The 25,818-nt window shown below is 48.0% G+C and carries 18 protein-coding genes; 6 read left to right on the top strand and 12 right to left on the bottom strand.

The genetic code is table 11. The features are described from left to right. Positions 1–52 precede the first annotated feature (52 nt). The 5 genes from F608_RS0127105 to F608_RS0127080 all read right to left on the bottom strand — a co-directional run bounded on the left by F608_RS0127105 (position 53) and on the right by F608_RS0127080 (position 10,779). The gene (locus F608_RS0127105) at positions 53–2,176 is read right to left on the bottom strand and encodes a 3'-5' exonuclease (protein WP_084681297.1); all 2,124 of its coding nucleotides are present in this window, start codon (positions 2,174–2,176) and stop codon (positions 53–55) included. Between the two features lie 421 nt (positions 2,177–2,597). After that, on the bottom strand, positions 2,598–4,379 hold the full coding sequence (locus F608_RS0127095; protein WP_022668898.1) for a sodium:solute symporter family protein: 1,782 nt from the start codon (positions 4,377–4,379) through the stop codon (positions 2,598–2,600). 133 nt (positions 4,380–4,512) lie between these two features. Then, positions 4,513–6,414 carry a propionyl-CoA synthetase gene (locus tag F608_RS0127090; RefSeq protein WP_022668897.1) on the bottom strand — a complete coding sequence of 634 codons (1,902 nt, stop codon included), beginning with the start codon at positions 6,412–6,414 and terminating at the stop codon, positions 4,513–4,515. Between the two features lie 96 nt (positions 6,415–6,510). Further along, the gene (gene acs, locus F608_RS0127085) at positions 6,511–8,541 is read right to left on the bottom strand and encodes an acetate--CoA ligase (RefSeq protein WP_022668896.1); all 2,031 of its coding nucleotides are present in this window, start codon (positions 8,539–8,541) and stop codon (positions 6,511–6,513) included. 738 nt (positions 8,542–9,279) lie between these two features. Further along, positions 9,280–10,779 (bottom strand): hypothetical protein, encoded by a 1,500-nt coding sequence (locus F608_RS0127080; RefSeq protein WP_022663626.1) that lies wholly within the window; start codon positions 10,777–10,779, stop codon positions 9,280–9,282. 290 nt (positions 10,780–11,069) lie between these two features. On the opposite strand from F608_RS0127080, the gene F608_RS0127075 reads away from it, so the two are divergent. Beyond that, on the top strand, positions 11,070–11,723 hold the full coding sequence (locus tag F608_RS0127075) for a lactate utilization protein (RefSeq protein WP_027363177.1): 654 nt from the start codon (positions 11,070–11,072) through the stop codon (positions 11,721–11,723). A gap of 3 nt (positions 11,724–11,726) precedes the next feature. Beyond that, positions 11,727–12,359: a DUF166 family (seleno)protein DfsP gene (dfsP, locus tag F608_RS0127070; protein WP_027363176.1), complete on the top strand. Its 633-nt coding sequence runs from the start codon at positions 11,727–11,729 to the stop codon at positions 12,357–12,359. A gap of 62 nt (positions 12,360–12,421) precedes the next feature. Here the strand turns inward: dfsP and F608_RS37035 are convergent, their stop codons facing one another. The 5 genes from F608_RS37035 to F608_RS0127045 form a co-directional block, all read right to left on the bottom strand. Further along, on the bottom strand, positions 12,422–12,703 hold the full coding sequence (locus F608_RS37035; RefSeq protein WP_027363175.1) for an acylphosphatase: 282 nt from the start codon (positions 12,701–12,703) through the stop codon (positions 12,422–12,424). 1 nt (position 12,704) lies between these two features. Continuing rightward, the gene (dinB, locus tag F608_RS0127060; RefSeq protein ID WP_027363174.1) at positions 12,705–13,877 is read right to left on the bottom strand and encodes a DNA polymerase IV; all 1,173 of its coding nucleotides are present in this window, start codon (positions 13,875–13,877) and stop codon (positions 12,705–12,707) included. 71 nt (positions 13,878–13,948) lie between these two features. After that, entirely contained in the window at positions 13,949–14,329 is a 381-nt protein-coding gene (locus tag F608_RS0127055) for a PilZ domain-containing protein (RefSeq protein ID WP_022668892.1), read from the bottom strand. Beyond that, positions 14,304–15,032, bottom strand: coding sequence for an OmpA/MotB family protein (locus F608_RS0127050; protein WP_022668891.1), 729 nt, complete (start codon positions 15,030–15,032; stop codon positions 14,304–14,306). The genes F608_RS0127055 and F608_RS0127050 overlap by 26 nt, the downstream gene beginning before the upstream one ends. Position 15,033: 1 nt before the next feature. Then, on the bottom strand, positions 15,034–15,810 hold the full coding sequence (locus F608_RS0127045; RefSeq protein WP_022668890.1) for a motility protein A: 777 nt from the start codon (positions 15,808–15,810) through the stop codon (positions 15,034–15,036). Between the two features lie 265 nt (positions 15,811–16,075). Here F608_RS0127045 and F608_RS0127040 point away from each other — a divergent pair, with 265 nt between their 5' ends. The 3 genes from F608_RS0127040 to F608_RS0127030 all read left to right on the top strand — a co-directional run bounded on the left by F608_RS0127040 (position 16,076) and on the right by F608_RS0127030 (position 19,365). Next, positions 16,076–17,959: an extracellular solute-binding protein gene (locus F608_RS0127040; protein ID WP_022668889.1), complete on the top strand. Its 1,884-nt coding sequence runs from the start codon at positions 16,076–16,078 to the stop codon at positions 17,957–17,959. After that, positions 17,956–18,960 carry an ABC transporter ATP-binding protein gene (locus F608_RS0127035; RefSeq protein WP_022668888.1) on the top strand — a complete coding sequence of 335 codons (1,005 nt, stop codon included), beginning with the start codon at positions 17,956–17,958 and terminating at the stop codon, positions 18,958–18,960. Before F608_RS0127040 ends, F608_RS0127035 begins: the two co-directional genes overlap by 4 nt. Before the next feature lie 204 nt (positions 18,961–19,164). Then, positions 19,165–19,365: a cold-shock protein gene (locus tag F608_RS0127030; protein ID WP_022668887.1), complete on the top strand. Its 201-nt coding sequence runs from the start codon at positions 19,165–19,167 to the stop codon at positions 19,363–19,365. A gap of 153 nt (positions 19,366–19,518) precedes the next feature. On the opposite strand, the gene pepN is transcribed toward F608_RS0127030, so the two are convergent. Beyond that, the gene (pepN, locus tag F608_RS0127025) at positions 19,519–22,131 is read right to left on the bottom strand and encodes an aminopeptidase N (RefSeq protein WP_022668886.1); all 2,613 of its coding nucleotides are present in this window, start codon (positions 22,129–22,131) and stop codon (positions 19,519–19,521) included. A gap of 66 nt (positions 22,132–22,197) precedes the next feature. Continuing rightward, positions 22,198–24,543 carry a tetratricopeptide repeat protein gene (locus F608_RS0127020; protein WP_022668885.1) on the bottom strand — a complete coding sequence of 782 codons (2,346 nt, stop codon included), beginning with the start codon at positions 24,541–24,543 and terminating at the stop codon, positions 22,198–22,200. A 476-nt stretch (positions 24,544–25,019) separates the two neighbouring features. Between F608_RS0127020 and F608_RS0127015 the strand changes: the two genes are divergently transcribed. Continuing rightward, positions 25,020–25,775 (top strand): PEP-CTERM sorting domain-containing protein, encoded by a 756-nt coding sequence (locus F608_RS0127015; protein WP_022668884.1) that lies wholly within the window; start codon positions 25,020–25,022, stop codon positions 25,773–25,775. Positions 25,776–25,818: the final 43 nt, after the last annotated feature.

Below are 25,818 nucleotides of genomic sequence, written 5' to 3'. Positions count from 1 at the left end.
ATACCCAGACTAGTTATCAGTTCTTGTTTCCTCTTTCAAGTCCCCTTTCTCCTTAGTATTTCAGCCGGGCATAATAGGTTTTTTTCGAGGCTTTCAAGGCATCTTTCAAGGTCAATATCCCGTTGGCATTTAAAATGGGAATCAGTTTCAGGAAAATTTCAGCCGTGGTCAGGGCGTCTCCCAGGGCAGTATGGCGGCCGATGATATTGACCCCCAGGCGCCTGGCAATATTTTCCATGTCATGCTGTTCATGAATGGGATGAAGCACGGCAGAGAGCAGCAGGGTATCCAGGGAAGGGTTGGAAAATTTTATGCCGGTGGTTTTTTCCTTCACTTTGAGCATCTTCAGGTCAAAGGCGATGTTATGGCCTAAAAATACCGTGTCCGAGGCAAATCCCTTAAATCTGGCCAGAACTTTGTCAATGGTGTCCTTTCCCCGCACCATTTCATAGTTGATGCCGTGGATTCTGTAGGATTCTATGGGGATTTCCCTTTGGGGATCTATGAGTTCCTCAAAAAAATCCTGGTAAACGATTCGATTCTTGACAATCCGGACGGCGCCGATGGAGACGATCTCATCTCCTGCTTCCGGATTCAGGCCCGTGGTCTCTGTATCAAAAACCGTAAAGGTGAGGGATCTTAGCTGGGTATCCAGGAGAGGTCTGGCCTGATCCTCGGTCTTAAAGAGGTTGAAATTGTAAAATTCAGGCCGGGAACCGGCCAGTACAGGCGATCTGTGTTCAGCAGAACCGGTAACCTCATCGCTGATCCGCGTGGAGATCCTGATTTTATCGGTTTTGGCTTCCCCCACTACCTGGAGATGGGAGTTGTTCAGTTTCAGGACATAATCAAAATGGGGAAGGGCGTTGATTCTTTTCTTTTTTATTTTTTCGATTTTTTCCACTGCAAGGGGGGAACCGGTCCAACCGATCTCAAAACAGAGGGTCTGCCCTTCGGCTGAAACATGGAGATCAAACTCATGCAGGGTGACCATGTCTGAGATGGATACCATAAGAAAGACGATGGCACTGGTCAGGGAATAGGTGTCTGCCCGGATCTGTTTGTCCTTGAGAGGATTGAAAAGATTGATCCGGATATTATGGTTCACTCCGGCTTTTTTCTGGACCATCACGAGAAATTGATTCAGGTCCAGGCTGGTCAGGGGGAGCTTTGAAAGGGAAATGTCCTGAATCATGCCGGATGTCCGCAGAAATTCCCTTTCAAGGGTTCGGCAGCGTTCATTGAATTCCCGGTCCAGTTCAGGATGGTTTTCCAGGACCTGGCCAGGAATAAACATTTTTTCCATTAAGCCCGACGTTTCACGGATATGGTTTTCCAGGGACTGCCTAAAGGAAAAAAGCTGGTTTTCAATGGTTTCGTATTTTTGAATGTCCTGGGATATCTCCTGAAAGGCCAGGATGAACCCTGTCATGCCCCTGTCCTTATCCAGCACCGGAATGGCCTCCACACTGATGAGCCTGTGGGTGTAGATCGGGGTGATGAAATAAGAACCTGAACTCTCCTTCCGGGTACTGAGCTGGTTTCCGATTTCTTCCATGGCATGGGCAATGAGGCTTTTGTCGATGAGATGAAAAATGGACCGGCCCAGGCCGATGAACCGCTCAGTTTTTCCCGGATATATCTTATGGGTGAACATCTTCTTGGCAAGTGAATTGAACAGGATAATCCTGCCGCTTTTGTTGCAGATAATCACGCCGTGGGGGATTTCAGACATGATGGCGGCCAGAAGATTTCTTTCTTTTTCCGTCTCTTTCCTGGCGGACAGGATCTGCCGGGTGATGTTTTTGTTCAGGTTCTCGAACATGTCGGCAAAATCGTTGATTACACAGGCCAGGGTGGCGATATCCTTATTTCCTTTAACGGTCAGGCGGTGGGAGGGATTGGAGGCATAGATGACCTGGGCCTCTGCCGATATTTTTTTGATGGGCTTTATATAGAGGGTATAGACAATATCGGAGATCACCCAGAAAGCAGAAGACAGAATAAAAAACAGTCCAAGAAGCGCATATATATTACTCTGGAGAATCTCGGTCAGGACCCGGGTCTGGTCCAGGGTCAGCCCGGACCAGATATATCCGAGGATGCAGGCTGAGAGCATGAGGACAATACCGGCGCTTAAGAAGGAGAATTTCCAGAATCGGTTGGTTTGGATCATGACCTTTACAATCAAAGGATAAAGGATAAAGGATGAAGGATGAAAGAATCAGGTTTTCGCATACCGCCTCCATTGGATATCCATTGTGCTTATGAAAAGATAGGGGCCGGAACCAAGAGGGATTCAGAACACGGCTTCATGTCCTGAATCCCTCGTCTTAAAGTTTTTTTATTATACACTCTTGCAGATACAAAAGAACGATGAAAGCCGCAGAATGAAAGAATCATCCCTTAGCTCTCATCCTTTATCCTTTGTTTACCTATCCCCACCATCCCCAGCCAAATGAGGCCGTGAACAGGATGCAGAAGATAATGGTTGCAATCAGATATTTATCTTCTAATGCCATAATCTTGTCTCCTTTTGTTCAGTTTTTAGGGAGCAGCTGAAGGAGTTCACCCGCAGCTCCTGCCCGCCACCAATATCAGTCTGCTTCTTTGGTGACATCCATTGTTTCCACATCTGCTCTGCGGATCTGCTCTTCGCTGGTGGTGGACATCTCTGCCTTGAAGCACAGGGCCCACATCATCACGATACCGACGATCCACCAGATGATCTGCCATGCCCAGATGGGCGGGAAACCGCAGAAGGTGATGGCCGTATTGCCGATGAGAACACCGGGTCCCAGGGCCAGTAGATACCACAGGGGAACCAGGATCTTCATCCGGGAACGCCAGACTTTTCCTTTTTCGGAAGGTCCGTCCACGGAATCGAGCCATTCCCTGACCTCTTTCTGGCGGTCAATGGTTTCCTGGCTGTCTTTGATACCAATACCGCGGCAGAGATAGGCCACGGCAAGGCCTACAAAGATGCCCCAGCCGGCCGTATGGATGGACAGGGGATATTTCCAGACGTAATAGGTCAAAAAGCAGGCGACAATGGCCGCCAAAAGCCCGAGGACTACGCCGACGCTGGGATATCTGAATCCCCAGTGTACGCCCATGAGGCAGAGGTACATGATGGTCCCGAATGCCGTGGCAAACCCCCCGATCATAACAATGGCATCGGAGGAGGTCAGGCTGACGATAACTGCGGCAGCGGCCAGGATGGTGGCGAAGATCCGGTTGGTCCAGATCTGCTCGGAATGGGAACCACCCTGTTTTCTGACATACCGCCACCAGACGTCCCTCTGGATGATGGTACCCCCGGTGCCGATGTAGGGAGCGGCCGTGGAGTGAATGGCTGCAATGGCGCCCAGGAAGACCAGGCCCAGGACCGGTCCGGGAAGGAATTTGGTCATGAGCATGGGAACTACGTCGCCGTCAACCTTGGGTGCCAGCTCTCCGGCCATCATCAGGATCCTGGCTCCCATACCCTGGAAGGCCGTGAAGAAGAACAGGGCCAGACCAACCACAAAGGTGGACATGAACACCTGCTGCCAGGCCAGGGGCTTGGGTGAGGCGATACCGAAGTTCCACAGGGTAAAGGCGGGGGAGGACTGGATGCCCATGAGGGCAAACATGTAAGTCAGGATCATGACCGCGGTCCATCCGCCGGTGCCCAGACCGAAATGGATGAGTCCCGGTACCTGCATGTACTTGTCTTCAAGGCCGCTCAGGGACTGTGCAAAGCCGGACCATCCTCCGAACAGCGGAGAGGTGACGGTATAAAAGCCCAGCAGGATAATGCCGCCGACCAGGAGGCAGAACTGAAGCACGCCCACCCAGGTGGAGGCTTTAAGTCCGCCGGTGACCACGTAGAACCAGACGATAAAGGCCATGAAGATCAGGCCGAAGGTCTGGGGTACGCCGGCTACCCAGTAGAAGAGCTTGGCAGCCGCAATGAGCTGGAGGCCGGAGTAGAAAATGGAATAGAGAAAGGCCGCGATAACGGTGAGCCATCTGACAGCCTCGTTGTTGTAGTAGTAGGCAAACATATCACCCGGGGTGATAAAGCCGTACCGTTTGCCCATGAGCCAGTTTCTCTTGGCGAAAAACGCACCGGTAATGGGAATGGTTAATACATAAAAAGAGGCATAGGCATAGACGAGACCTGCCTTCCAGATCAAACCTGGGTGCCCGATAAATGTCCAGCCTGAAAACGAGGCAGCCGTTGCCGCCATCAAAAAGGCGATAAAGGGTATGGAACGGCCGGCAATGGCATAACCTGCCGCTTTTTTCTCAGTAAAAAATCCCCTGAGGCCCCACCAGAAACAGTAAATAATATATAATCCTAATAGGATGTATACCCACATCTTAGGGTCCATAAAATGTTTCCTCCTGTTTCATCTTTATTAAAAGTGTTGATCGGATTTTATTGATTATCAGGTGTTTCAGGATAATCAGGGCATATCGCACCACCCCCTTTCAAATTGAGTTTGGACATATGTGCTTTTGCTGTTACGCCTTTTTTCCATACCCGATCTTACCTAAAGAATCTTCAATTTCATCCAGGATGGTATAATCATCTATGGTTGCAGGGACCTTGTAGCTTTTTTGGTCTGCAATGGAGCGCATGGTGCCCCTCAGGATCTTTCCCGATCTTGTTTTGGGAAGCCGTTTGACCACCGTTGCCGTCTTAAAAGCGGCCACAGGACCGATTTTATTCCGGACCAGCTGAACCACCTCTTTAACGATCTCTTCTTCGGGCCGGTCCACCCCGGCATTCACGACCATCATGCCGAGAGGTATCTGGCCTTTCAGGGAATCGCCAACCCCCATGACCGCACATTCGGCCACATCGGGATGTTCTGCAATGACCTCTTCCATGGCTCCTGTTGAGAGCCTGTGTCCGGCCACATTGATGATATCGTCGGTACGGGCCATGACAAAGACATATCCGTCCTCGTCAATGAATCCGGCATCGGCGGTTTCATAGTATCCCGGGAATTCGGAAAGATAGGATTCCTTGTACCTCTCGTCGTTCTGCCACAGGGTAGGCAGGGTGCCCGGGGGCAGGGGGAGTTTGGCCACAATGGCGCCGATCTCTCCGGGGCCAACCGGATGGCCGTCTTCTCCGAGAACCGCCAGGTTCCAGCCGGGAGCGGCTTTTGTGGGGGAACCCGGCTTGACTTCAAATTGTTCGATACCCACGCAATTGGCTGCAATGGCCCAGCCTGTCTCGGTCTGCCACCAATGGTCGATCACCGGAACCTTGAGGCTGTTTTCCGCCCAGGTCAGGGTGTCCGGGTCGAGCCTTTCTCCTGCCAGAAAAAGATATTTGAATGGGGACAGATCAAAACCGCTCATTAACTGGGCTTGGGGATCTTCCCGCTTGATGGCCCTGAAGGCCGTGGGTGCGGTGAACAAGGTCTTTACCTTGTGCTGGGAGATGATCCGCCAGAAGACCGAGGCATCCGGGGTGCCCACGGGTTTGCCTTCGAACAGGATGGTTGTGCAGCCCTTGAGAAGTGGACCGTAAACAATATAGGAGTGGCCCACTACCCAGCCGATGTCTGAGGCGGCCCAGTAGACATCTCCCTGGTTTACACCGTAGATGGCGCTCATGCTCCATTTCAATGCCACCATGTGACCGCCGTTATCCCGGACCACGCCCTTGGGCTGGCCCGTGGTACCTGAAGTGTACAGGATATACAGGGGGTCTGTGGCTGCCACGGGAACACAGTCATGGGGTGCAGCCTGGGTCATGGCATCTTTCCAGTCAAAATCTCTTCCGTCGGTCATTTCAGCCTTTGCCTGGGGCCTTTGGAAGATAATGCAGGCATCCGGTTTTGAATCTGATAATTCAATGGCCTCGTCCAGGAGAGGTTTGTACTGAATCACCTTTTTCACCTCAATGCCGCAGGAGGCGGTTACGATGACCTTGGGTTTGGCATCGTTGATCCGGGTGGCCAGTTCGTTGGCGGCAAACCCCCCGAAAACCACAGAGTGAACCGCACCGATCCGGGCGCAGGCCAGCATGGCAAAAACCGCCTCCGGGATCATGGGCATATAGATGATTACCCGGTCTCCCTTGGTCACTCCTTTTGAGGCCAAAACCCCTGCAAACAGGGAGACCTCTTCCTTGAGATCTTTATAAGTATACTTTTTAATGGTATCGGTGACCGGGCTGTCGTAAATGATGGCATCCTGGTCTCCCAGACCGTTTTCCACGTGGAGGTCAACGGCATTGAAACATGTATTGGTTTCACCGCCTGCGAACCAGCGGTAAAAGGGAAGGTTGGAGTCGTCCAGGACTTTGTCCCAGGGTTTGTACCAGTGGCAGTCTTCAGCAATGGGGCCCCAAAACCCCTCAGGATCATTAATTGATTTCTCGTGGGCATCCGCATAGGAATTGGACATTAATTTTCTCCTCAAATAAGGTATTCAACATTTGTAAAGATATGAGATTTGAAATTTCCTAAGGTCTGTCTCAAATCTCATATCATATCCCTTGGTTTAATCCTGGACCATGGTTCTGATTTCCTCCACCACCTCGGGATTGGCCAGGGTCATTACATTGCCAACGTCGGAATGGTTGGAAATGGCACCGAGCACCCGTCTCATAATCTTGCCGGAACGGGTCTTGGGCATATCCGGTACCAGCCAGACCTTTCTGGGTTTGGCGATCTTTCCGATCTGGTCGCAGATGGCGTCTGAGATCTTTTTGGCGATCTCTTCGCTGGGATTGATCCCGGGTTTCAGGGCAATATAAAGATCCGGTTCCTTGCCCTTGATGTCGTGTGCCACCGGAACAACGGCAGATTCAGCTACTTCATCCACAACCAGGGCGGCAGACTCGATCTCCTTGGTTCCCAAGCGGTGGCCGGAGACGTTTATGACGTCATCGATCCGGCCCAGGATTCTGTAATAGCCGTCTTCGGCCCTCATGGCCGCATCACCTGTCAGGTAGGGCCAGTCTTTCCAGTCCTTGGAATCCGGGTTGGTGCAATACCGGGCAAAATAGGTGTCCACGAACCGGTCCCGGTCTCCCCATATGGTCTGGAACATGCCGGGCCATGGGTTCTGGATGCAGATGTTTCCGGCAATTCCGGGTTCCTTGATCTCGTTTCCGTCATCGTCAAGGATGATGGGATGAATGCCGGGTACTCCCGGACCTGCACTGCCCGGTTTCATGGGTTTGATGCCCGGAACCGTGGAGCATAGGAAGCCTCCGGTTTCCGTCTGCCACCAGGTATCCACGATGATGGCCTCGCCCTTGCCCACGGCGGACTCGTACCATTTCCATACCTCCGGCTCAATGGGTTCTCCTACGGTGGTCATATGCTTGAAGTGGTAGGTGTATTTGGCCGGTTCGTCCGGACCGATTTTCCGTAGCGCCCTGATGGCCGTCGGTGCGGTATGAAAGATGTTTACATCCAGATCCTGGGCGATTCTCCAGGATCTTCCCGCATCGGGGTAGGTGGGGACTCCCTCGTATATCACCGAGGATGCGCACAGGGCCAGGGGGCCGTATACGATGAAGGAGTGGCCTGTGATCCAGCCGATATCGGCCATACACCAGTATACGTCTTCAGGATGGATGTCCTGGATATATTTTGACATGGCCGTGACATAGGCCAGATAGCCGCCGGTGCCGTGCTGACAGCCCTTGGGTTTGCCCGTGGTGCCCGAAGTGTACATGAGGAACAGAGGATCTTCCGAGAGCATTTTTTCCGGTTCCACCCTTGCTCCGTAATATTTTTTCAATTCTTCGTTGATGACAATATCCCGGCCGTCCTTCAGAGGGGTCTCAGAGGAATATTTGCCCGGATATCTCTGCCAGACCAGTACCGTGTCCACTTTCTGGCCCTGCTCTTCGGCTATTTTAACAGCATCGTCTGCGTTGATCTTGTGGTTCAGGAGAGTGCCGGACCGGTAATAGGAGTCCATGACGATCAATACCCTGGACTGGGAATCCACGATCCTGTCCGCACTGGCGCTGGCTGAAAACCCCCCGAATACCACGGAGTGGATCACGCCCAGCCTGGCGCAGGCCAGCATGGTGATGGGCAGCTCGGCCGACATGGGCATATGGATGGTGACCCGGTCGCCCCTTTTGAGCTTGGCCGAGTCCCTGAGCAGAGCGGCCATCTCATTCACCCTGACATAGAGCTCCTGGTAGGTGATATGATCGACTCTTTCCGACTCGGGTTCAGGGACAAAATGGATGGCGGTTTTATTTTTATTGTCTTTCAGATGGCGGTCGATACAATTGTAGCTGGCGTTGATCAGGCCGCCTTTAAACCATTTGAAGCAGGGAGCATCACTGGTATCCAGAACTTCGTCCCAATACTTGTACCACGTCAACATCTCGGCAAAATCCGTATAATAATCAGGAAAATGGTCCAGGCTGAATTTTTCAAAAACATCCGGATCAGTAAGGTTGGCCTGGCCGATAAATTTTGATGAAGGATAGTAGTAGTCTTCCTCTTTCCAGTGGACGGCGATTTGGGCTTCTGTGGTCTCGGCAACATCTTTTTTGCTCATCAGTTATCTCCTTTGGATCTTTGGTTTTCAGCTAAAAAAGGTTATGATTTCAAGGGATAAGATATCGGCACCACCTCCTTTTTCTTTTTCACAAACCATTTGTTTTCAGAAAACGATCTTTTCGTCTTAATTTGGTTCTAAAAATATATGTTCAGCTAAATTACACAATTTGGTCTAAAACTATATTCATAACCAAGAACCAGATCAGAAGGAGGCAACGTTCAGGAAGAGGAGAAAATTACAATTATTAAGTGAATCGAATTTATCTCATGCATCAACAAATATTAAGAACTCGAGATTAAGTCAACAGAAAAATACATTTTTCATTTTTTTTCTCTGGCCGGTTTTGGGTCCAAACAGGAATTAGGATGTGAAAATTTTACGGGGAAAAGTAAAAAATCTTGTAATTACAGTCAATAAAGGGTTTAAATCCGGTTAGGTGTTGAAAAATTCTGGTTTTTTTCAGGAAGGGAAAGCCAAAATATCTTTCATGGAATCCGGGTTAAACCGGGTAAAGAAGGGTGTTGAAACCGTTCAAATTTCTGTTTCGTTATAGGTGCCCCACGCGTTTGTAATTCTTTTTTCCAATGTCAGATTGTCCGGCTTTTACCGTAGCAATATCTGGTTTTGTTTTTTACCGCATAAAATCTATTTCAGACGGCGGCCTTTGTTGTATTCAGATATACCAATAGCGACCGATCAATCGGCTCAGAAAAAATCCCGCATTGAACGTTCAATTCATCCTGTGGCAGCAAACAACTCCTTTTGCCCATCTTCTTTTTTCATTGGTTTATGCCTTGTTCCGGCCATTTCAATCAACAATGTTACGATAGTCGTCAGAGTTGATCGGACAATCACACCATGCTGGCTTCTTACCCGTGTTTGTTCGAGGCCTTCTCTTTTTTTCATCAGATTAAAGGGCCTTTCACAGTTTTTCCGGATCTCGATTGCGTCTTGAGATCCGCTATGAAAAATCGGCATTGGTTGAAAATAGCCGCTGTCAAAATCAACGATCCTTGATTTTGAACAATTTGATTCAAACGCACACTCACCCGGAACGGCATCACATCCAAATTCGTGGCCTTCCGGTGTCGATCCCAAAAACTGCATTGGAATCTCACAAGAATCATTACAGGCAACCCTTAATGGCGATTCCAAAACGTTGTCAGGAAGTTTGGCTTTCTCCGATGCAGGGGTGACGACATAGACACCGGTTTCGTTGAGAACCGAACCATCACTATCGTGATAAGCCTGGTCGGCGGTTATCAATTTGATATCAATACCCAATGTTTGAGCAAGCTTGATCAACGGTTTTAAAAACAGGCTGTCATGATGATTTGCCGCCCCGATTAGGGATACCAATGGAAAACTATGGCCTGTCGATGGGTTGATGGCTGTTAGGGTGTGAAGCCGGTAGCCAATGACGTAATACGATTTATCCCTTTTATTCCGGCGTTTTCCACAATCACAGTCCGGATCGGAATACATTCGTATTTTTTTGCCTTTGACCTGAATTGTGCAAAGGGGGTAATTGATTTCAGACGGCAGTTCACTGGAATCAACACCATGGATAACGGCACTCTCCAGACAGCCTGATTTATAAAAATGATGGAGGAAATATACCAGGACATTCATCAATTGTTTGAAATTCAGGCCACGCCGGAAGTGACACAATTCAGTATGATCTGCCTGGTGTTTGGTATTTAAAGGCAGTCTCACAAAACGCCTGTTTTGCTTTCGTTCCCTGCCAAAATATTCATCGCTGCAAAATTTCCTGTAACTGATTTCAGGGTATTTGATTATTTTTAAAAGCTCCATCCGAAATAACTGGTAGGGTTGAATATCCCTGTGCACAGCGGAATATCCGTCAGGCGCAATCAAGCTGTTGATAATCTGGTTGTCTATAAGTTGGTCAACAAACTGCAATTCCGGGTCTACAATTTCAGGGTATGGCTTTTTCAGGGTGTCAAAATGAAACAGGTTGTCGGAATGAAAATTTTCAATGTAGGACGCCATCTCAGGAAGGCTACGAATCTCTGCTGAGGGGGCCTGATCTTCAACTCCTATGAGTTCTTCGATGGGGATGTCCAAGGTTTGAGAATAATCATAATTATCCAAAACTTCCATCATGATTTGCTTTGTCAGCTCTTTTTTGGACTTCCTTGTCATCTTTTTCCAGTTCGGAAAACTCTTTTTCAATTGCTTTGTGATGATTCGCCTGATATTTTTTGTATGCATAAAGCCTCTGTGGTGTTGTTTCCTTTTTGTTTAGGCGCTTGAAAGATACAACTAAACAGAGGCTTTTTCAATTACTAACATACTGAAAATTTGTCGGATAACGTTAAAATTGCGTCATCGATTTCAACACCCTTTAAAGGTCTGGAACTCAATTCTCTGCGCATTTTTCGCGCAGATCAGGTTTCGTCATCAGTGAATAGTAAATAATTGTGGAAAAAAATAATCATTGCACAGACATGGGCCTGAAGGTATATTTCAGAGAAGTGAAAAAACAAATCAAAGGAGTCTCCATGAAAAATCCCATTGACAACTATTGGAATCTCAAGCTTGAGGCGGTAAAAGAGAGTCTTGAAAATAATAATTTTGAAGTATTCATCACAGATACGGCGGAAGCGGCCAAGGAGCTTGCCCTCAATGAGATTATTCCATCCCTCAATCCCCAAACGGTCTCCTGGGGCGGTTCCATGTCCTTTATCGGCACAGGGCTTTTCCACGCCCTCATGGACAAGAAGGATCTTACCATCATCAACACCTTTGACCGGAAAATTTCTGCGGAAGAAATGATGGAACGGCGCCGGCAGTCATTGATGGTGGATCTTTTCATTACCGGAACCAATGCCGTTACCGAGGCCGGTCATCTGGTCAACCTGGACATGATGGGCAACCGGGTGGCGGCCATGATGTGGGGACCCAGGAATGTTCTTCTCATCGTGGGCAGGAACAAAATCTGCGGTGATCTGGAGGATGCCATGGTCCGAATCAAGAACTATGCGGCTCCGGTTAACACCATGAACCTGGACAAGAAAACACCCTGTGTGAAAACCGGGGTATGCCATGATTGTGCGAGTCCGGACAGGATATGCAATTACTGGACGATTATTGAAAAGTCTTTTATGAAAAAGCGGATCAAAATTGTCCTTGTGAACCAGGATATGGGATTTTAAGTCATGCAGACCCTACTAGTGTTCCAGCAGAACGGTTCCGGAAAACACAAAATCGAGGGAATCCGAAGATTCTGCGGTCCGGGGATCGAACTGAATATCGTGAATATTGATTCCGAACTGCCGCCGATTCTTGACGATACCTCGGCATACCTGCCTGAAACCATTGAGGCTGATCTGGTTCTGGACTACCTGGTCCACCGGGACCTTTCCGAAGACCTGAGTATTATGTGCGATAAGCTGAAAATACCCGTGATCGCCCCCGGGAGAAAGATCATTTCCGGGTCTGCCCTGTGTCCGCCCATCTGCTGCGCCCTGGCCGATCACGAGGGACTTGGAGAGTACGGGAGACGGTTTGGCACACCCAGGATGGATGTGGATGTGGAAGCCGGCAGGATAAAAGAGATCCGGGTTTCCCGGGGAGCCCCCTGCGGGGCCACCTGGCTGGCAGCGGATAAAGTCCGGGACCTGCCCCTTGAAGAGGCCTTGACCCGGTTCGGTCTGGAGGTCCAGTTCTTCTGCTCCGCCAATCCGGCCGGTTGGGATCCCTTATGGGGCAAGAGCCCGGTTCATCTCGCCGCCGATATCCATTCCGGGGTGCTCAAAGGGTGTTTGAAAAAATCGAAGTCCAGGGTCTGAAAACCTGCGGGAACCGGGAGCTGTTACCGGCGAAGATATTTTTACAGGGTAAGGGTTCGGGCCTAGTACAGGACTTGAAAACCGGTCAAATCATCCTGAAAGGGCATGGGTTCGTGGATGACATCATCCACCCGGGAAGCGGGGGAACCCTTTTTACACCAGCCCAGCATATTTTCCACATCCGGCCGGCTGCCCTGGAAAAAGGCCTCCACCGAGCCGTCCGGCAGATTTTTGACATATCCCATAATTCCAAGGTTCAGGGCGGCATTTCGGGTTTCCGCCCTGAAAAATACCCCCTGGACCCTGCCCATGATTTTGACTTTACAGCCGATGGGGTCCTTCATCTTATCCTTCCTTTTGTTTTCGGGCCAAAGATGCCTTTTTTATGAAGTCGTGTCCAAATTTTTCTTCAACCGAATCCACGGCCTTGTCCACGGTTTCCCATTGTTTTTTTACCCGGTGATCCGCCGGCTGGAGCAGGTCCATCTGTACAGGAGCATGGACATCTCTGAGATGGGAGACTCCTACGCCCAGGAGGCGGATCTTTTTGGTGATCTTCACATTTTCGTACAGGGCCAGGGCATGATCAAAGATGGCCTTGGAGGAGCAGATCCAGGATTGGGTTTTCCGGCTCCGGGTGATCTGGGAGAAATCCGAAAACTTGATTTTTATGGATACGTTTCTGCAGACCAGGCTTTTTTTTCTCAAATCCCTGCCCACTCTCTGGGAATGGGCCAGGAGTTCGGCTTTGGCATCCCAAAGTTCATGGATATCTTCTGAAAGGGTGGTTTCGCTGGAAATGGATTTTCGGTCGCTACCCGTCTCAACCGGGGTGTCATCGATTCCCCGGCAGAGCAGGGAAAGCCGGGTGCCGAATTTGCCGAATTTTCTCTCTAAAAGATCGGTATTCAATTTGCGGACATCCCCCAGGGTTTTGATCTTGAGGGATTTCATCTGCTCCATGGCCTGACGGCCGACCCCGGGAATTTTTTCAATGGGCAGGATTTTGATGGTCTGATCCATGTCTTCCATTGGGATCAGTGTCAATCCGTCGGGTTTGTTCATATCCGAGGCGATTTTGGCTAAAAATTTTACTGGAGCGATTCCAATGGAGCAGGTCAGGCCAAGCCGGTCCAGAATCGTCTTTTTGATTTTAACGGCAATGGCCCTGGGTGGGCCGAATAATTTCCCACACCCCTTGATATCTACATAGGCTTCATCAATGGAGACCGGTTCCACAAGGGGAGAAAAATTCAAAAGAATCTCCATGATTTTTTTGGAGTCCCTGGCATACTTGGCCTTGTCTCCCGGTACAATGATCAGGTGGGGACACTTTTCCCTGGCCTGGAAAACGGGCATGGCAGAGTGGATGCCGAAACGGCGGGCTTCATAGCTTGCCGTTGAAACCACGCTTCTTTTGGAATGTCCGGAAACCACAATGGGTCTGCCTTTGAGCTGAGGGTCGTCCCTCTGCTCCACGGCTGCAAAAAAAGCGTCCATGTCAATGTGGAGAATCATAAAATTTTTGATTTCAGAATTTTGATTTCTGATTTGGATGCCGGTGGACTCCAAAATCTAAAATCACAAATCTAATTTCTCAGATCCTTTTTCTGTTTTTCAAGGACATATCGGTGGATCTCTTCTTCCTGTTCCCGGTCAAGATCTTCAAAGATACATCGGCAGATGCTTTCCCGGTCTATATGGGAGATCCTTGCCATGGCAGTGAGTACAAATTTTTTTTTGGCATCGGGGATGTCCAGATTCAAGTGGATCCGGTCTTGATCATCAATGGAAAATCCGTTGTTCTCAAAGGCCAGGCCCCCGGCACTGATGTTGATCAGTTTTACGGATTTTCCCAGAAAAGAGAGAGAAGGGCGGTTTTCCCGGCTGAAAATATATCTGAAGGCTTCCCTTTTATCTTCCCGGTCTCCGGGATTTACGGCCTCAATTTTTATTTTCTTTTTTTTCAAGAACAAACTCAACCCTCCTGTTCATGGCTCGATTGGCGTCGCTGGTATTGGGAACCTGGGGCATGATTTCTCCGTAACCGGTTGCAGTCAGACGGGCAGGGGCGATTCCCCTTGAGATCATGAATTTAAGAACATTTGTGGCTCGTATGGCGGAAAGCTCCCAGTTGGAAGGAAACTGCCGGGTTGCAATGGGATTGTCGTCGGTATGCCCCTTGATGTTGATGGCATAATCTGGAAAGTCCTTGAAGATTGCGGCCATTTCATTGAAAACAGGGACGGCATCTTGGTTTAGCTCAGCCGATCCGGAAGGGAACAAGGCCTCCCCGGATATGCGGATAATGACTTTTCCGTCTTTAAATTTGGATGAGATATTTTTTCCCTGTCCGGTTTTCCTGACCATCTGCTTGACAGACTCCAGCAGTTCCGTGTCCTGGGTTTTCAGGCCGGTGACCTCTTCCAGGGTAAACTCCTCGGGAGCGAGGATATCCATCAATTCCATGATTTTGGAGAGTTTTTCCTTCTGGTCTGATTTGGAATGAATCTCTTTAAGGGAGGTTTTATACCCGTTCATTTCAAAGGAGGACAGGGAGTAGAGCAGAACGAAAAAGACAAGAAGAAGGGTCATGAGATCGGCATAGGTAACCAGCCAGGTGGAGTCGTCGTCATAGGTGATGAAACTGTTGTCGTAGGTGGTGTTTCTCATCTTATTTTGTCTTTATATTCATCTTTTCAAAGGGCTTGCGCAGCCTTGAGGATATGAAACTCGACAATTTTTCATAGATAATGACCGGGTTGTTGTTGTTGATGATGGATATGGCGCCTTCCAGCATGATTTCAAGGGTAATCAGCTCGACCACGGTTCTGGATCTGAGTTTACCGGCCACGGGCAGGAAAAACATGGTGGAGAGCAGGGATCCGTAGAAGGTGGTCAGCAGGGCCGTGGCCATGGAGGGTCCGATGGCGGAAGGGTCCTGGAGTTTGCTCAGCATCTGGACAAGGCCGATCAGGGTACCCAGCATACCAAAGGCCGGGGCATATATTCCCATTTTCCGGAATACATCCTGGACAATAAAATGTCTCATCTGAAGGGATTTCATCTCCGTGGTCAGGGCGGCCCGGATAATTTCTTCGGAAGAGCCGTCTGCCATCAGGCCGCAGGCTTTTTTGAGAAACAGGGAATTGCTTTTTATCTTGGAGAGCTGGAGCAGTCCCTGGCGTCGGCTGACATGGCTTAACTTGATCATGGTGGCCACGGCGTCGTTGGGGTCTTCCTTTTCCTTGGAAAAGACAAAATAAGCCGCTTTAAAGGCGGCCACCACATCCCTGAACTGGAAGGTGATCAGGGTGGTGGCAACGGTGCCGCCGAATACGATCATCATTCCCGGAACATTGATGAAATTATGGATGTCCCCGCCCAGGAATATGGCGGATATGATCAGAGAGAGGCCTGAGATGATACCGATGAAAGATGCAATATCCATGGGTTTGGTTTTATCCTGATATAAAAAAGGGTCCGTTAAAATTTCAAGTCATGTTAATATATCGGCTTTTTGGGGTCAAGGTAAATCAGAGAAGAGACCAGTGACACCTATAAAAGTAAGAGATGCAGCCGGGAAACTATATCCAAATGCAGGAAATCCACAGCCCAATACTTAAAACATAAGGATTGAACAAGACAGGTTAAATCTGGTATTCATGGGACCTGGAAAAATTTAAGGGGAAATGCCTTTGCGGTGTTGCATAAAAATGAAAAATCAATGGATATCCAGCCTGGCAGGCGTCCTGGTTTGTCTGGTGATGATCTTTACAGGGTGCGGCGACAATCCCGGGGATCCGGGGTTGAACAAAAAGGGACAGGAAAAAAAAGAAGTTCCGCCTCTGGAAAGGAAGTTTGAGCCTCTGCCGGAGAATATCCATTGGCTGACCAACCATGAGGATCCTATTTTTTCTTCAGCAGATGCTAAAAAGGGCGGAACCCTGAGGATGGCCCTGACGAGCTTTCCCATGACGTTCAGGACCGTGGGACCGGATTCCAACGGAGGATTCCGGTCGGCCATACTCGACAATCAGCTTTCCTTGATCAATATCCATCCCAATACCCTGAATATTCTCCCGGAACTGGCCACCCACTGGGCCTTTGGCGAGGATAAAAAGACCATGTTCTTCAAGCTCGACCCCGAAGCAAAATGGTCCGACGGCAGACCGGTCACTGCCTGGGATTATGTCTATACCCTGACCTTTATGCGGTCCGAGCACATCATCGCCCCGTGGTACAATGATTACTATTCCCGGGAAATCGAAAAGGTCATGGTCTACGATGATTATACCATCGGAGTGAAAAGCACCAAAGCCGTGCCTGACCTGCACCTGAAACTTGGAATCGGCCCGGTGCCCGAACATTTTTTCCATCCCTTGGATAAGGGTTTTGTCCAGAACTATAACTGGGCTGTCGTTCCCAATACGGGCGCCTACCAGATTTCCGAGTACAAGAAGGGAAGATTTATCCGTTTCCGGCGCAAGGAAAACTGGTGGGCCAGGGAAAAAAAATACTTTAAAAACCGGTTCAATGCCGATGCGGTTCAGTATACTGTGATCCGGGACACCAACCTTCAATGGGAGTATTTTAAGAAGGGGCGGCTCGACACCTTCGGCCTGACCCTGCCCAAGTACTGGCATGACAAATCGAGGACAAGGGTGTTTCGGGACGGATTTGTCCATAGGATCTGGTTTTTCAACGATCTTCAGCGGCCCAGTTACGGCATGTGGCTGAATCTGGACAAGGAAATATTCAAGGATATCCGCCTGCGACGTGCCTTTGCCCATGCCATGAATATCGAAAAGGTCATTTCCAAGGTGTTGAGAGGCGACTACTTTAGGCTGGCACAGGCATTTTACGGGTATGGAAGGTACACGGACTATTCCATTCAGCCCAGAAAGTACGATATCGGAAAGGTAAAATCCTTGATGGAGGAGGCCGGATGGAAAAGAGGGAAGGACGGCATCTGGGAAAGCCAGGGCAGAAGGTTCTCAGTCACGGTTACCTACGGATATGATGACCATATGCCGCGGCTTGCCGTTCTCAAGGAAGAGGCCCTCAAGGCCGGGATCGAGATTGAGCTGGAAAAGTTGGACCCGTCTGCCATGTTTAAAAAATTTCTTGAAAAAAAACATGATGTGGCCTGGATGGCCTGGTCGACCAATTTGAGGCCTTCCTATTGGCAGGGCTGGCATTCTGACAATGCCCATAAGCCCCAGACCAACAATATCACCAATACCGACGATCCTGAACTTGACGCACTCATCGACCAATACAGGGCAAGCCTGGACTCGGAAGAGCGAATCAGATTGTCCAAGGCCATCCAGAATAAGATCCACGACATCTGCGCCTATGTTCCCACTTATATGATCCCCTATGTGAGAATTGCCTATTGGAAGTGGATGAAACTGCCGGCCTTCCACGGGACCCGGATGTCTGAAAGCCTGTTTGATCCCTTTTCGTCTACCCTGGGCGGACTGTTCTGGATAGATGATTCTCTGAGAAAAAAGTCCATGGAAGAGTATAAGCAAGGCATACATCTAGAACCGGTTACCATTATCGATACTCAGTTTAAACCAGGAGACTTGAATTGATTCGGGCCCAAAAGGAAAATAAAGAGGCTCTGCTGGAGGTGGAAGACCTGGTGGTGGCCTTTGATACGGAACAGGGCAGGATCTGTGCCGTGGATGGCGTGGAACTTGAACTTGCCAAGGGGTCGGTTTTGGGGATTGCCGGTGAATCCGGGTGCGGGAAAAGTGTCACGGCTTTGAGTATCATGCGCCTGCTGCCCAAACCGGTCTCCAGGATCATGGGCGGCCGGATCTGGTTCAAGGATCAAAATCTTCTGGATCTTCCCATTGAGCAGATGCACACGATCCGTGGAAAAAAGATCTCCATGATTTTTCAGGAACCCATGACCGCATTGAATCCAGTTCACTCTGTAGGACATCAGATCATGGAAGTTTTTCATCTCCACTTCCCGCAAATGGGAAGCCAAAAGATCCGGATTGCCGGGAAGGAAATGCTGGAAAAAGTAGGCATTCCAGATCCGGACAAGGTGATGAAAAAATTTCCACACCAATTATCCGGAGGGATGCGGCAGAGGGTGATGATTGCCATGGCCCTGGCCTGTGAACCTGATATTCTCATTGCCGACGAGCCCACCACGGCCCTGGATGTGACGGTCCAGGCCCAGATTCTCGATTTAATCAAAAAAGTTCAGTCTGATTCGGCCATGTCCGTTATCCTGATCACCCACGATCTCGGGGTGATCGCGGAAAATTGTGATAAGGTTTTGGTTATGTATGCCGGGAGGGTTGCGGAGAAGGCAGATGTGGGGCCCCTGTTCCAGAATCCACTTCACCCCTATACCCGCGGATTATTGGACTCCATTCCCTCACGTGCGAAAAAGGCGAAAACCCTTTTGCCTACCATAACAGGAGGGGTGCCTTCTCTTCTAAATATGCCGGATGGCTGCAGGTTTGCCGGCAGATGCCCCCATGCCATGTCCCTCTGCCGCAGGGGCGTACCGGAGATGATCCAGCACGAGAGCGGCCATGGAGTGGCCTGCCATCTATATGCCAAAGCCCTTTGAACCGGGGAGATCCGAGGCAAAATAGAAAAATTTAAATTTTTCGAAAATAATCCTTGATTTTTCAATTAACTTTAATATTATACAATCGAAGCGAAAACGGAGGGCTTCGCAGTTTCGTTCTAAAGGCACGACCCATTTGTTGGAGCGGCAGGACCTGAGGTTTGAAACTAAATATCGTTTACTTAAATTAAGGAGAGAGTCGTAATGGCAAATGGGATAGTCAAATGGTTTAACGACGCCAAAGGGTATGGGTTTATCGAACAGGAAGATGGTCCGGACGTATTTGTTCATCATTCCGGAATAAATTCAAATGGTTTCAGATCGCTTAATGAAGGGGACAAGGTCACATTTGACGTGGAAGACGGGCAGAAAGGCCCGGCTGCCGTCAATGTAACCGTTCAATAATTTTTGATCATCTTTTGCATGACCCTGAGGATTTTTAATCCGGCGGCGATGCAAAAGCAAAGATCGCGTGAACAGAAAAGGGGGTATGCTCTGCATAACCCCCTTTTTTAATTGGAAAAGACCGGATATCGCTCTTTCAAGCGGCAAGATCCGTTATTCCAGGGCCCGGGAAACGATCTCATAGACGTTTTTGGACAGGGTTTCAAGTTTCAGGATCCGCCGGAGTTCCTTTTCCATCAAGGGTTTTTGGATGTTATCGTATCTTTTCCAATGATTGAAACAAGAGGACAGCCTGGCAGCGATCTGGGGATTGATTCTGTCCAGGGCCAGGATCTGTTCCGCAATAAATTCGTATCCTCTGCCGTCGGGCCTGTGAAAATTAAGGGGATTCTGGATGGCGAATACATAAACCAGGGATCTGACCTTGTTCGGGTTTGTCAGTGAAAAATCAGGATGATTCAAAAGATCTTCCACCTGTTCCAGGGTGTCGGGAAGGTCCGAGGCCGCCTGGACCGCAAACCACTTGTCCAGGACCAGTTTGTCATCTCCCCATTTGGCGTAAAATTGTTTGACCCCTTTTTCTCTGTACTCCGGGGAGATCCGGCTCAAAATCCGGAAAGCCGCAAATTCGTCGGTCATGTTCATGGCGGTTTCAAACCGGTTCAGAACCAGGTCGCTGGTCTCTTTTTCCTTTAGACTTCCCAGAAAGGAGAGGGCAAGATTTTTCAGGCTCCGGTCGGCAGCCGCCCTTTGGGATACAGAAGCCGGATCTGCCTGGGAACAGATCTCCAGGATATCCATGAACCGGTCTTTCAACTTCCTTGCCAGGGTCTGCTTTAAAAAAGACCTTGCCCTGTGGATGGCAGAAACATCAATCAGATCGTAATGGTCCTTAATCTCCATTTCCGTGGGAAGAGACAGTGCTTTGGCCAGAAAGGCCCGGTCCGCTCCGGTATCCATCAATGCGGATTCAAAGGCAGAGATGAGTTCCGGTGAAACCGTGGGGGATTTTTTATTCTGAATTCCGGAAACCAGGCGCTGGATTTCTTTTATAAAAAGGGTTTGGGCCGCATCCCACCGGTTAAATTCATCGGAATCATGGGCCATGAAAAAGGCCAGATCCGCTTCTGTAAAATCAGATTCAATCCGGACAGGGGCGGAAAACTGGCGGAAGATCGATGGAAGCGCATCCGGTCCAATGCCTTTGAACTGGAAGCTGGTTTTCTGAGTTTTTAATTCAAGGAGGGACCGGCCTTCAGGTGTAATATCCTTTCCGGTTTTGTCCAAAAGTCCGAACCGGATGGGGATGTGCAGGGGGTTTTTGATTTTCTGGTTTCGATCGGGAAGCGTGGTTTGTTCAAAATCAAGAAAGAGAATCTTCTTGTCCGCATCATAGGACCGGTTCAGGGAAATCCGGGGAGTTCCGGACTGGGAATACCATAGTCTGAACTGGTCAAGATCTTTTCCCGAACCATCTTCCATGGCCTTGAGAAAATCTTCTATGGTTACGGCCATGCCGTCAAACCGCTCAAAGTAGAGTTTCATCCCAATTTGAAACAATTCTTCCCCGAGGATCTGATGGATCATCCGGATCAGCTCAGCCCCTTTTTCGTACACGGTCATGGTGTAGAAGTTGTCCATCTTAATATAGGACTCGGGCCGCACCGGATGGGTCATGGGACCGGCATCCTCGGGAAATTGAAAGGCGCGTAGGTTTTTTACCCCGGAAATTCGTTTCACCCCCCTGGAGTTCAGGTCCGATGAAAACTCCTGGTCCCTGAATACGGTCAGTCCTTCCTTGAGACTGAGCTGGAACCAGTTTTTAAGGGTTACCCGGTTCCCGGTCCAGTTGTGGAAGTACTCGTGGCCGATCACCCCCTGGATATTCATGTAATCATCGTCTGTGGCCGTCTGGGGGCTGGCCAGAACATACTTGGAGTTGAAGATATTGAGCCCCTTGTTTTCCATGGCCCCGGCATTGAAATCGTTGATGGCCACAATCTGGAAAAGATCCAGATCATACTCCAGGCCGAACCGGTCTTCGTCCCATTTCATGACCTGCTTCAAGGATTCCATGGCATGATCGCATTTGTCTATATTCTCCTGTTCGGAATAGATCTTTAAATCGATCTTTCTTCCGGAACAGGTGATGAATGTGTCAGAAAGGCAGGCAAAATCCCCGGCCACCAGGGCAAAGAGATAGCACGGCTTTTTAAAGGGATCTTCCCACCGGACATAGTGGCGGTTATTGTCCAGATCTCCGGATTTCACCAGGTTCCCGTTGGAAAGAAGAACCGGGTAAAGATCCTTGTCAGCAATGATGGTACAGGAATAAATTGCCATGACGTCGGGCCGGTCCGGGAATGGCAGGATCCTTCTGAATCCCTGGGCTTCGCACTGGGTGCAGATGAAGTCACCCGAGCAGTACAACCCCTCCAGACGGGTATTGGCCTTGGGATGTAAAATGGATATGATTTCCAGGGTAAACTCATTTGGGGTACGGGCAAGTTTGAAGCTCTCTTCTCCAATTTCATATTCATGGGGCAGGAGAACCATGCCGTCGGCAATTACGGACTCGATTTCAAGATCACCCTTGTCAAAAACAAGGGAGGTGGCTTCATCGGCAATTTCCAAATTTTTCCGAACCTTCATACTGGCTGAAACCCGAGTGCGGTCGACATCCAGTTCAAAAGTCAGATCAACGGTGTCCACAAAAAATTCCGGGGGCCGGTAGTCTTTTAAATATATTCTTTTTGGTGTTTCCATATTAAACTTATCTCTTGTTCTGTTTGAAAAGATATGAAAGCGTGTACTGCTTTTTCCAGTAACTCACTACCCTCCAAGTATATCCCGGGCCTTATCTGCATCCTTAAATTCCGGATCCAGTTCCAAAGCCTTTCTCATATGCGTTCGGGCCTTTTCAAATTCTTTATTTTCATAATAGGCCCATCCCAGGTGGTAATGGCTGATAGGATTTTTAGGATTGATTTCGACACTCTCTTCCAGGGTGACCAAGGCCAGATCAAAACTGCCCTGAAGGTAGTAAATCCAGCCTAAGGTGTCCAGGTAATCTGGATTGTTGGGTTCCTTGTCTCGGGCGACTTTAGCCAGCCTTAATGCTTCGTACAGTGATGATTTGGTTTCAGCCAGGATAAAGGCTAAGTTGTTGGCTGCAGGGGCAAAATCGTCTTTAATGGAAAGAGCCTGTTCCAGGTATGCCTTGGCTTTTTTTATGTCCCTTTGGGCTTTATAAATACGGCTTAAAGTCAAGTAGGCAGGCAGGTAGTTCGGCTTGATTTCTAGTAGTCGTTCATAATTGTGGACAGCTCCGGGGATATCCCTGTGATATTCGCGGATGATGGCCAGTTGTTCATAGGGTGCCGAGAGCGTCGGAACAATCTCAACTGCTTTTTTAAAAAGGGTTTCCGCATCATCGATTTTTCCAATTGACATATAAATTCTGCCCTCGATGAGGTCGATGATGGCAAGTGTTGGGCTGTCACTGGAAAAATTTTTCCGGTGTTCCGTGCAAGCGGCTATCGCTTTATCAACTTCTTTTTTCTGCATATATAGACTGACTTTATAATTCAGTGCATCCATTTGGTCCGGGTTTATTGTAAGAGCCTTGTCAAAAGCCTCAAGGGCCTGGCCCGTCTTTTTCATGCCGTTCAGTGCAAGTCCAAGTGACACATAACCAGCGGCAAAGTCGGGCCGTAGCTCCAAAACAGATTGATAGATTTTTTCAGCTCCCGTAAGGTCTTTTTCTAAAATTTTTAATTTTCCTGCAAAAACTAAAGCCTTCAGATTTTTAGGTTTTCTTTGAAGGATATAGATAATATGGCGGCGGGCAGGAAGGGTTTCTTTGTTTCCAAGAAGAATCTCGATTAGCAAAAGCCGAGCTTCGAAAAAATTCGGGTTAATCTTCAGTACCTCTAAGAGTTCTTCTTTGGCCAGTTTTCGTTCCCAGGACTCTGAAGTGGCGTATCCGGCCGCCACCCTGAATATATCTTGGCCCGGGAGATCGGATTTGCCTTTATCCAAGAGGCATTGGGCTTTAAAATATCTGGCCATGGCATGGTTGGGGGATTCTGCAATGACAGTCTCAAAATTCTTGAGCGCAAGGGGGAACTCTTTTCGAATGAAATGGAGCCTGCCTTTAAGGAAATTTGCCGATACATGGTTTTTGTTTTTTTTTAGGATGTCATCAACGTCTGATTCCGCTTTTTCGTAATCTTTTTGCAAAAAGGCAAGCCGGGCGATTTGAACCCGAATATCTGTGTTTTTCTTATCCAGGCCCAGGGCACGGTTGAATATTTCCAGGGCCTTTTCGTTTTTCTTCTGCCGGGCATAAAAAGATCCTAAATTGATTAAGGCTCTTAAGTCTTTGGGAGCATTCATGGCAGCTTCGAGAAATTTTTTTTCAGCCTTTTCGATCTGCCCCCGGCTTTCAAGAAACCGGGCCAAGTCAGCCTTTTTCTGAACCAAATCCCCAGGAACCTTGACCCATCTATTAATTAGGGGTTCTATTTTATCAAGCTCGCCTTTTTTCCGGTATAGTGTGGCCAGTTCGATATAAGGAGCTCTTACGGTCTCGTCCAGTTCAATGGCTTTCAAATAATAGGCTTCTGCCTGGTCAAGCTTATTCATAACAAAGAGCAGGTGGGCCAGGAAAAGATGGGTTTTGGGGTTGGAAGGGTCAATATCTATGGCATTTTCTAAGGTTTTTAAAGCTTGGGAAAGGTTCCTTTCCTGGACCTGGATGCTAGCCAAAAGATGCATGGCCTCAATATTATATGGATATTTTTCAAGAATATCATTGGCTGTTTCCCGAGCTTTTCTGGTCTCCTTGGCTAGCATTAGTATCTGTCCCATTCGAAGTCTTGCTTTCAAGTTATCCGGATTGAGGGAAACAGCCTGATGAAAGGCTGCAGCAGCCTTGACCGGATCTTGGAGATGAACATAGGTTTCACCCAGGTCGAACTGGGCCTGGTCATTTTTGGGTTCAAGTTGAAGCACATTTTGTAATTCGATTTTAGCCTTTTCATACTCCTCAGAAACCAAATATTTTTTTGCCTTTTCATAATGATCAGCAGCTTCATTCTGGGAAGACGAACAGGAAAAAAGGCTATTCAAACTCAGGAAAGCAAGGAAAGTAAGAACCCAAAAAATGTTTTTCATCTAAGATCCGCTTGTATCTGTTACTTTCAAAAACAAGAGAAATAAGATTCGATCTTCGAGAATCTGTTCATATTGATTAATTCTCATTTCTCTCAGATTTCATAAAAAGAAATTTTTAACATATAAACAATGATGAGGCAAACGCTAATCTTTTTTCATTGTTTCAAAAGTATCATGAGTTTCAAAAAACAAAACTATCGGCTATAGGTTGGAATTTTTTATCTTGTTTTGTGTAATTAATTTCATAAAATTATGAAATTTTTTTCTTATTTTTAAAGATCTCCCATTAGCTAAAGCCCTTTTTTTGATAAACGAGGCATTGGCTTTCATTAAATTAATCGCTCAAGACTTATGGGATCAGGCTTTCATGATAGAAATTAAAAATTGTATATCTGATATGGTATATAATTTGCTTTAAAAAAATGCATAACGTAACAATCGATAATTAACATGTAATTTGAAGTTGTGAGGAAATGATGACAAAAAAAATAATTCAAACTCTAATTTTGATTTTCGTACTGCTGACATGCAACATCGCTTTCTCAGCCGAGTATACATACTATACAGATAATTTAACTTCATTAGGACATAGTTATGCCTATGCATGGGAAATCAACTTATCGAATGATAATGCAGAGAATAAAGCTTTTGACCTAAACGATAGTATTACCAGCTTTTCATTAGTTTTTTCCGATATTAGCGATAACTATTCCGGTGATATCCTCTACGTAAACGTTTTGGATTCGGACGAAGCACGCATAGAATATAACGTGATAATCAATGATTCCGGTATTCTAACATACACTAACGAGGGGTACACCACTGGAAACTATTTCGACACTTATACTTATGATGAAGGATATACTGAAGGGTCGTTATTGTTTACCATCGAAGATGTAGATAGTACTAGCAACCAAGTAAGCGTAACATATTATGATTTAGAAGAGCCTATATACGAAGTAGAAGGTGATGACACCATGCCTATAACTCAAATCTCAAGCAATGTGATTGGCGATTTAACTGCCTACATAGCAGATGGTATTTTGACCATAGGTTTTGACTCTGATTGCCACTATTTTAATTCAGGAATCACCCTGAAATTAGAGACCGATTCGCCCGGAGGCACTTCTGCGGTTCCAGAACCGGAAACCCTGCTTCTTTTTGGGTTAGGTCTTATCGGTGTCAGTGCCTTTGGAAGAAAGCGGATGAATATAGGGGAAAAAATAGCTTAGTTTTTATCATTATTTTTTTTAAAAAAAGAACAGGTTGTATAGT

The organism is Desulfospira joergensenii DSM 10085, assembly GCF_000420085.1.
In the GTDB taxonomy this organism is placed as follows: Bacteria; Desulfobacterota; Desulfobacteria; order Desulfobacterales; family Desulfobacteraceae; genus Desulfospira; species Desulfospira joergensenii.
The sequence above is the reverse complement of the archived record's forward strand: the minus strand, read 5'-3'. Positions and strand labels throughout refer to the sequence as shown.

What these genes read in the sequence shown, in the direction of transcription:
- F608_RS0127050 (WP_022668891.1), bottom strand. Translation starts at nt 15,032, where the DNA reads ATGAGAAACACCACCTACGACAACAGTTTCATCACCTATGACGACGAC.
- dfsP (WP_027363176.1), top strand. Translation starts at nt 11,727, where the DNA reads ATGCAGACCCTACTAGTGTTCCAGCAGAACGGTTCCGGAAAACACAAA.
- F608_RS0127045 (WP_022668890.1), bottom strand. Translation starts at nt 15,810, where the DNA reads ATGGATATTGCATCTTTCATCGGTATCATCTCAGGCCTCTCTCTGATC.
- F608_RS0127015 (WP_022668884.1), top strand. Translation starts at nt 25,020, where the DNA reads ATGACAAAAAAAATAATTCAAACTCTAATTTTGATTTTCGTACTGCTG.
- F608_RS0127080 (WP_022663626.1), bottom strand. Translation starts at nt 10,779, where the DNA reads ATGCATACAAAAAATATCAGGCGAATCATCACAAAGCAATTGAAAAAG.
- pepN (WP_022668886.1), bottom strand. Translation starts at nt 22,131, where the DNA reads ATGGAAACACCAAAAAGAATATATTTAAAAGACTACCGGCCCCCGGAA.
- F608_RS0127040 (WP_022668889.1), top strand. Translation starts at nt 16,076, where the DNA reads ATGAAAAATCAATGGATATCCAGCCTGGCAGGCGTCCTGGTTTGTCTG.
- F608_RS0127090 (WP_022668897.1), bottom strand. Translation starts at nt 6,414, where the DNA reads ATGTCCAATTCCTATGCGGATGCCCACGAGAAATCAATTAATGATCCT.
- F608_RS0127075 (WP_027363177.1), top strand. Translation starts at nt 11,070, where the DNA reads ATGAAAAATCCCATTGACAACTATTGGAATCTCAAGCTTGAGGCGGTA.
- F608_RS37035 (WP_027363175.1), bottom strand. Translation starts at nt 12,703, where the DNA reads ATGAAGGACCCCATCGGCTGTAAAGTCAAAATCATGGGCAGGGTCCAG.
- acs (WP_022668896.1), bottom strand. Translation starts at nt 8,541, where the DNA reads ATGAGCAAAAAAGATGTTGCCGAGACCACAGAAGCCCAAATCGCCGTC.
- F608_RS0127030 (WP_022668887.1), top strand. Translation starts at nt 19,165, where the DNA reads ATGGCAAATGGGATAGTCAAATGGTTTAACGACGCCAAAGGGTATGGG.
- F608_RS0127020 (WP_022668885.1), bottom strand. Translation starts at nt 24,543, where the DNA reads ATGAAAAACATTTTTTGGGTTCTTACTTTCCTTGCTTTCCTGAGTTTG.
- F608_RS0127105 (WP_084681297.1), bottom strand. Translation starts at nt 2,176, where the DNA reads ATGATCCAAACCAACCGATTCTGGAAATTCTCCTTCTTAAGCGCCGGT.
- F608_RS0127095 (WP_022668898.1), bottom strand. Translation starts at nt 4,379, where the DNA reads ATGGACCCTAAGATGTGGGTATACATCCTATTAGGATTATATATTATT.
- dinB (WP_027363174.1), bottom strand. Translation starts at nt 13,877, where the DNA reads ATGATTCTCCACATTGACATGGACGCTTTTTTTGCAGCCGTGGAGCAG.